The organism is Streptomyces scopuliridis (assembly GCF_042790125.1).
GTDB lineage: Bacteria > Actinomycetota > Actinomycetes > Streptomycetales > Streptomycetaceae > Streptomyces > Streptomyces scopuliridis_A.
On record NZ_JBHTZS010000004.1, the window covers coordinates 474,593 to 481,506 of the forward strand.

The window sequence follows — 6,914 nt, forward strand, 5'->3', positions numbered from 1 at the left end:
CTCCGGGCACCGGCCGGTGGCTTTCGGCCGTCGGGAGGGTGGCGGCCGGGTGAACGGTCGCGTCGGGACGGGGAGTTGTCCGGCTCGTGCGGTGCTGTGGTGCGGTACGGGGCCCGGTGTCGCCGTCATCCCGCCCGCCGTCTCACCGTCTCACCGAGCGCCGTCCTTCAGTACGTCCAGCAGGTCGCCCTCGCAGGAGAGCGCGGCCGTCCGCAGGGCCGTGATCCGCTCGCGCTGTACGTCCGGCGGCAGGGCGCGCAGCGCGTCCCAGGCGGGTCCGGCCAGTTCGCCGGCGTCGGCGCGCAGCGAGGCGGTACCGCGCAGGGGCTTCAGTTCACCGGTGAACCAGCCGGCGGCCACCGTCCGCGCGGCCAGCTCGCGGACGACCTTGGTCTCGTCGTACGCCTGCCGTTGCTCCTTGGTCGCGCCGCTCAAGTCCGCGTCGAGACACGGTGCCGTCCCGGCGCCCGCCACCAGGGCGCGGATGTACTCGTCCTTCGTCGCGCCGTCGAGGCCCTGGGCATCGAAGTCGACGGGTACGACTCCGGAGGGCCGGGACACCTCGCTGTCCCTGGGCCACGGATCGACGCTCTCGCGTACCGCCGACGGAGGGCCTGGCAGCCGTCCCAGCAGCCGCAGGGCCTCCTCGCCGGGTCCCTTGAGCGCAGCCAGCCGGGGTTCGTGCAGCTTCGTCACGCAGACGCGGCCCTCGCACACCAGCGCCGTCGCCGCCTTGTCGAGCGCGTAGTTACGCGCGGAATCGGCCGGCAGGAGCGGTACCGCGACGGCCGCGCCCAGCGCCACGGGCAGCAGCGCGAGCAGCCGGGCGCGCGGCGCGCGGGCCACGAGCAGGAGGAAGCCGGTGGCCGCCAGCCCGAGCAGCCAGACGGTCTGTCCGGCGTGGACGCGCCAGGTGACGGTCAGGAACGCGCTGTACACCTGGGAGAGCGCGGGTGAGAGCAGCATGATGCGGTTCGGCACCATGTCGGGGGTGACCGTCTCGTGCACGGCCACCACGGCCGTCAGGGACCCCAGCGCGAGCACCGGCGGAGTCAGCGCGGAGGGTACGGTCCTGGCGACGCCCATGCCCAGCAGCGCCCCCGCGACCTGCGCCAGCGCCCCGACCGCCAGGATCGGCAGCCAGCCGAGATCGGCGTAACCGTCGTTGGCGAGCACCCGCACCCCGCCGTAGAGGAACACCAGCGCGTACGCGGCGCTCAGCGTGAGCGCGAACGCACCGGCGGCCGTGACGGCGCGGTGCCATCCGGGGCGCGGTGTCGTCGCGAGGAGTTCGGACGTACCGGAGCGCCGGTCGCGTATCCCGTGCACGGCCCCGGCGGCCACCGCCAGGGGCCACATGAACACCATCGCGAACCGTTCCCACCAGGCGGTGGAGGTCCACTGCCGCGTCCAGCCCTCGGCGCCCTGCGACCACGGTCCGCCGCCCAGCCGGAGGAAGGCGAGCGTGACGAGCAGGAGCAGGACGCCCGCCAACGGGGCGGCCGAGCGCCGGAGTTCGATCCGCAGGATCCGGCCTCCGCGAGGCGCGCGTACCTGAGGTACGGGGGCTTCCTGGCTCACCACGTGTCCCCTCCCGGCTCGGAGCGCATGAGCAGCGCCGCGTAACCACGCTCGATGGGGCTGTCGCCCGGGTGTTCGGCGCCGCCCGCGCCGGCGAGCTGGTCCGGGGTGCCCCGGAACACCAGCGCGCCGTCCGCGATGAGCACCACGTCCGTACAGGCCGCCGCGACGTCCTCGACCAGATGCGTGGAGACGACCACGCAGCTGTCCGTGCCGAGTTGGTGCAGCAGTTCGCGGAAGCGCAGCCGCTGCGCCGGGTCGAGCCCGGCCGTCGGCTCGTCGAGCAGCAGGATCCGCGGATCGTTGACGATCGCCTGCGCGATCCCCGCGCGCCGCACCATGCCGCCGGAGAGGGTCTTCATCCGGTCGTCGGCGCGGTCCGCGAGCCCCACGCGCTCCACCGCCCGCTGGACGGCCCCGGGGATCTCCTGGCGGGGCATCTCCTTCAGCCACGCCATGTACTCGACGAACTCGCGGACGGTGAAGCGCCGGTAGTACCCGAACTCCTGCGGCAGATAGCCGATACGGCGGCGCAGCTCCCGCCGGCCGCCGGTCTGTGTGCCGGCGGGGGTGCCGAGCAGTTCGAGGCTGCCCCCGGCGGGCCGGAGGACGGTGGCGAGCGCGCGGATGAGGGTGGTCTTGCCGGCGCCGTTGGGCCCGAGCAGGCCGTGGACTCCGGTACCGAGGTTCAGATCGAGGCCGTTGACGGCCATCCTCCGGGCGCCGGCCCGTACCCGCAGCCCTTCGGCCCGGATCTCCCAGGCGTAGGTCTTCGGCGCCACTTCGGCGGCGGTCACACCGCGCGTCATGTCGTCACCACATCGGTCATGGAAGGGTCCTTTCGCGTATGTGCGGCGGTCTCAGCCGTGTCAGCGGCGGAAGCCGAGGAGGGTGTACGCGCCTTTGCGGGCGATCACGACCACCACGCCGAGCGCGAAGGCGGCGCCCCATACGGGCAGGGCGTCCGCCTGGAGGGCGACGGGCATACGGCCCACGGCCACCGTCGGCGCCACGATCACCGCGGCCCAGGCCGCCACCAGCCCGATCGCGGCCCGGGTCACGCCGATCAGCCCGCCGAGCGCGAGCGCGCCGGTGGTGAACGCCAGACAGGGCAGCAGCCACTGCGCGACGGCGGTACCGGTCACCCAGCCGGCCACCAGCAGCGCGGAGATCACCACGACGAGTACGGATGTCGTGCGCCGGAGCACCAGTTGGAGCCCGGCGCGCGGGGTGCCCGCGATGACCTCGTACGCCGGATCGAGGCCGCGCGCCCAGGAGGCGACGACACCGAACACGGGCAGTACGGGGGCCAGCAGCAGGACGAAGGAGAACGCCCGGCCGCTCAGGCTGTCCAGGATCACGGCGATCAGGGTGACGAGGACGGTCATGCACAGCCACGGCACCATCACCGGTGAGGCCCAGGCCGAGAGCGGCGGCGCCCAGCGGCGGCGCCGTGGCACCGGCGCGAGGGCCGGGAGCTGTGGTGCCAGCCCGTCCCAGACGCCGTCGACGAGCGCGGTCACGGCCGGGGTGGTGTGGCGGGTGGCGGCGGCGAGGCGGGCGCGGCACCGTGCGCAGGACTCCAGATGGGCTTCGAGCGCCCACACTTCGTCGTGCGCGATGCGGGTGCGGGTGCCGGTGCGGGTGCCCCCCTGGTCGGCTTCCGCACCATCCGTATCTTCCGTATCGCCTCGCGCGTACCGGCCGATGAGCCGATCCGAGGGGTGTTCCACGTGGTCCTTCGCACTCATGACAGCGCCTCCCGCATCGCTCTCCGTGCCCGCCGCGCCCGGGTCTTGACGGTTCCTTCCGGCACCCCGAGCAGTACGGAGGTCTCCCGTACGGACATCCCGTCGAGCACCATGGCCCGCAGTACGTCGCGCAGTTCGGGCGCGAGCCGCCGCAGCGCGTCGCCGACCTCCCCGCCGACCGCCGTCGCCAGCGCCTCGTCCTCGGCGGCGGGCGCGACGGCCGGCATGGTGGCGTCGGCGGTCACGGCGGCGGGCAGCCGGGCCTGGTGCGCGCGCCGGCGGAAGGCGTCGACGAGCCGGCGCGCCGCGATCGTCCACAGCCACCCGACGGCGGTACCGCCGACCGCGGCCCCCGCGAACGCGCCCGCGGCGCGCCATACCGCCAGATACGTCTCCTGCATGACCTCGGCGACGATCTGCTCATCGGCACACCGCCGCCGCAACCGCACCGCCAGCCACGGCGCCGTGCGCCGGTAGAGCTCCTCGAACGCGGCGCGGTCGCCCTTGGCGACGAGCTTGACGAGCCTCTCCTCGTCAAGCTCCGCTGGTGTCTTCCCGCTGGATCTCACACCGGCTAGACGTGCGGGTCCGCCGTCAGGTTTTCCCTTCGGTGTGCCCTGTGTCACATCCCTGACTCAGGCGCGGGGCCGGAGCCGGTGTATGCGGTCCAGGTCCCCGGCGAGCAGATCGTCGTGCGTGATGGCGAAGTCGCCGTTGGGGAGGGAACGGTCGCCGAAATAGGACCCCATGACGGTGTCCGGCAGATACTGCCGCAGCTTGTGGCGCAACCCGGGCGGATAGTCCACGGTCTCCCCCCAGCCCTCCGGCGCCTCGTCGGTGCCGAACAACACCCAGTGGTCCACGGGCACATCGGCGTCGAGATCGGGCGGCTCGCCCGTATGACAGTCCAGCGCGGGCAGCGTCAGCCGGTCGGGGGCCGTCGGCTGGTACCACATCAGCAGCGGCTTCGCCTGCTCGGCCTCGGCGTTGTCGAAGCAGCACACGGCGATGGAATGGCCGGGGTAGTGGGCGGCGTAGAACTCCAGCAGGAGCGGATTGAGGCGCGGCCGTTTGCGTAACGGCACCTGTATCAGGGCGGATTCGAGGAGCGTCGGATCGCTGGCGAGCAGCACGGTGTAGATGTCGTGATCGAAGACCTCGACCCGCTCCCCGGAATCCCACCCCATCCACGCCATCCCGCCCCACGCCGCCGCGGGAACCGGCCGTACGGCGTCGACCATCCGGCTGAGCACATCCGGACTGCGTCCCGCCGAGATGAAGTTCTCCCGGGACATCTGCCGCGCGGGCAGATGCAGCAGCATGGCGTTGGGCCCGACGGCGAGATTGACCGCCGTGTTCTGGTACCCGAGGACATGAATCAGCCCGTGCGCCGCGTGATGCAGCCGCCCGGCGTACAGGGTGGTGCCTGAGAACTCCGCCTGGTCCATCGAGACGCACATGGGCTCAAGCTATCCGGCGGGATGGGGGGCGTGAAGTGGGCGTGTTCCGGCGGCGATTGGCGCGGCGCGCCGGTCTCCGCCGGACAGCTCGTCTAGGCCGAGGCCACGCCGATCGGGCAGGAGACGCCCGTGCCGCCGAGGCCGCAGTAGCCTGCCGGGTTCTTGTCCAGGTACTGCTGGTGTTCGGGCTCCGCCGGATAGAAGGGACGGCCTTCCGCCGGGAGGATTTCCGTGGTGATCGTGCCGTAGCCGTTGCCCGTCAGGACCTTCTGGTAGGCCGCGCGGGAGGATTCCGCGGCCTCGGACTGGGCCGGGGTGTGCGGGTAGATCGCCGAGCGGTACTGGGTGCCGACGTCGTTGCCCTGGCGGAAGCCCTGGGTCGGGTTGTGGGACTCCCAGAAGAGCTTCAGCAGGTCGGCGTACGAGACGACCTTGGGGTCGTAGACGACCCGGACCGCCTCCGTGTGGCCCGTCAGGCCGGAGCAGACCTCTTCGTAGGTGGGGTTCGGCGTGGAGCCGCCCTGGTAGCCGACCAGAGTGGTCCAGACGCCTTTCTTCTGCCAGAACGTACGCTCCGCGCCCCAGAAACAGCCCAGGCCGAAGTCGGCGATCTCCAGACCCTCCGGGTACGGGCCCAGCAGGGGGTTGCCGAGGACCGTGTGGCGGGAGGGGACCGCGAACGTCGGCTCCGGGCGGCCGCGCAGGGCCTGCTCGGGGGTGGGGAGCTCGGGGGTGCGGCGCAGGAACATGGCTCTCCTCAGATCTGGGGTCCTGCCCAAAAGAACGTACGAGGGGGCCCGGACATTCCGGGGGCCCGGGGGTCAGCGCGGCAGCGTCGCCGGGCTGCCGCCGTTCGCCTCGTACCCCGCCACCGCCAGCGCCCGGTACACCGTGTACTCCGCCGCCGGGTCGCCGTCGTGCGTCCAGGGCAGCGCCCCGACATGGCCGTCGACCCGTACCAGCTGGTTCATCGCCTCCGCCCACCGCTCGGACCGTACGAGGAAGAGGACCAGCAGATGGCGTACGTGCGGGAGCATGGGGTCGTCATGCCGGGCCGCGTGGACCGCGAAGAGCGCGCCCTCCACCGCCTTCGTGACCACCGCGCTCCGGTAGAAGCCCTGCACCAGATTGACCTCGGGAAGGTGCTCGTACACCGCGAACAGCGGCAGCGCCGCCAGCAGCGAGCCCCCCGGCGCGCGCGCCGCCGCCGCGGTCGCGAACCAGTCGGCCTCGTCACGGGAGCCGTGCCACTTCTCGCACTTGTAGTGCAGCGCCGCCAGATGCGCCCCCATGTGCGCCGGAGCGCGGTCGATCACCTTCGCCCAGAGCTGGTCGAACTGCTCGGGCGAGTAACCGAGTCCACGGGCCACGGCCAGTTCGATGATGTACGGCACGGGGTCACCGGGCGCCAGCAGCGCCGCCTCGCCGCACACCGTACGGGCCTCCTCCAGGATGATCCGGAACTCATCGGTCCCGGCCGCCGAGGACCGCCACGCCTGCTGCACCAGGAACTCCGCGTGCACCGCCGCCCCGCCCGCGTCCTTCGGCGACTCCGCGCGCCAGGCCCGCAGCCATGCCCCGCCCGCGGGCCGCTGCCCGTCCTCGCCGGGCGCGCCCGCCGACGCCTGGAGCTCCAGCGAGGCCGCCCCGGCGAACGCCTGCACGCGCTGCCAGCGCACCTCGCCCTCCTTGGCGGTGCCCGCGAGCAGCTGCGCGGCGGCCCGCCAGTCCTGGGTGCGCTGTACGACATCGAGTACGTCGAGGAGGTCCTGATCGGGCCCCGGCAGCCGGACGTCCAGCGCCTCCTGCCGTACGAAGCCGTACGCGGCCGGATCGGCGGCATCGGGCGACCCGGGGGCGACCTGGCGGATACCGCCCCTGCGGCGCCGTACGTACGGAACGATGACCGCGGCCAGCAGACCCATCGCGATCAGGAACCAGAGAATCTCCATGGCCCCATTGTCCCGGATCCCCAAACCCCGCTACCCGCCCGGGCTGCACTCGCCCCCAACCCCGAGCCGGGCGGTGAGTCGCCGGGCCCACCGGGGGGAGGGGGTCGGGGTCGGAGGAGGTGCGTGTCCGGACGTAAAGCGTCGCAGCTCGCGCGAAGCGCGGTGAGGAA

The 6,914-nt window shown here is 72.7% G+C and carries 7 protein-coding genes; all 7 read right to left on the minus strand.

Annotated features, from left to right (window positions below; all coding sequences use genetic code 11):
* Window positions 1-150: 150 nt before the first annotated feature.
* Window positions 151-1,581, minus strand: coding sequence for a hypothetical protein (locus ACFRKB_RS08980; protein WP_383104467.1), 1,431 nt, complete (start codon window positions 1,579-1,581; stop codon window positions 151-153).
* Window positions 1,578-2,390, minus strand: a complete 813-nt coding sequence (locus ACFRKB_RS08985) for an ABC transporter ATP-binding protein (protein WP_383104469.1) — start codon at window positions 2,388-2,390, stop codon at window positions 1,578-1,580. The genes ACFRKB_RS08980 and ACFRKB_RS08985 overlap by 4 nt, the downstream gene beginning before the upstream one ends.
* Window positions 2,391-2,450: 60 nt before the next feature.
* Window positions 2,451-3,332 carry a zf-HC2 domain-containing protein gene (locus ACFRKB_RS08990; protein ID WP_383104470.1) on the minus strand — a complete coding sequence of 294 codons (882 nt, stop codon included), beginning with the start codon at window positions 3,330-3,332 and terminating at the stop codon, window positions 2,451-2,453.
* Complete coding sequence (locus ACFRKB_RS08995) at window positions 3,329-3,901, minus strand: RNA polymerase sigma factor (protein ID WP_383104471.1); 573 nt, start codon at window positions 3,899-3,901, stop codon at window positions 3,329-3,331. Before ACFRKB_RS08995 ends, ACFRKB_RS08990 begins: the two co-directional genes overlap by 4 nt.
* Before the next feature lie 66 nt (window positions 3,902-3,967).
* Window positions 3,968-4,792 carry a hypothetical protein gene (locus ACFRKB_RS09000; protein WP_383104473.1) on the minus strand — a complete coding sequence of 275 codons (825 nt, stop codon included), beginning with the start codon at window positions 4,790-4,792 and terminating at the stop codon, window positions 3,968-3,970.
* A gap of 92 nt (window positions 4,793-4,884) precedes the next feature.
* Window positions 4,885-5,541 (minus strand): peptide-methionine (S)-S-oxide reductase MsrA, encoded by a 657-nt coding sequence (gene msrA / locus ACFRKB_RS09005; protein ID WP_383104475.1) that lies wholly within the window; start codon window positions 5,539-5,541, stop codon window positions 4,885-4,887.
* A 72-nt stretch (window positions 5,542-5,613) separates the two neighbouring features.
* On the minus strand, window positions 5,614-6,744 hold the full coding sequence (locus tag ACFRKB_RS09010; RefSeq protein ID WP_383104477.1) for a hypothetical protein: 1,131 nt from the start codon (window positions 6,742-6,744) through the stop codon (window positions 5,614-5,616).
* Window positions 6,745-6,914 lie beyond the last annotated feature (170 nt).